Genomic DNA, 255 nt, shown 5'->3' with positions numbered 1-255 from the left:
TGTGCCTGTTGTTTGAGAACTCAATAGCGTACTTGAATAGTTTTTTTCGTGATGCCAGAACTAAGTAGTACATATTTTCTGGCTGAAAATAATAATGATGGATGATACGAAGAACAATGCCTCTCTTGATGGTGGGTGTTGTTCTTTTTCTCGTCAGTCTGTTCTTTTCGGTCGGGATCGCTTTTAAGCAAATTTTTTTGTGGAGAGTTTGATCCTGGCTCAGGACGAACGCTGGCGGCGTGCTTAACACATGCA

At 41.6% G+C, this 255-nt stretch carries 1 rRNA gene; it reads left to right on the top strand.

The window, feature by feature from the left end:
* Positions 1 to 196: 196 nt before the first annotated feature.
* Positions 197 to 255, top strand: a 16S ribosomal RNA gene (locus tag NQ034_RS16115); the annotation flags it as partial.

It is taken from the genome of Brevibacterium moorei (genome assembly GCF_024580735.1).
GTDB classification, from domain to species: Bacteria; Actinomycetota; Actinomycetes; order Actinomycetales; family Brevibacteriaceae; genus Brevibacterium; species Brevibacterium moorei.
The sequence above is the reverse complement of the archived record's forward strand: the minus strand, read 5'-3'. Positions and strand labels throughout refer to the sequence as shown.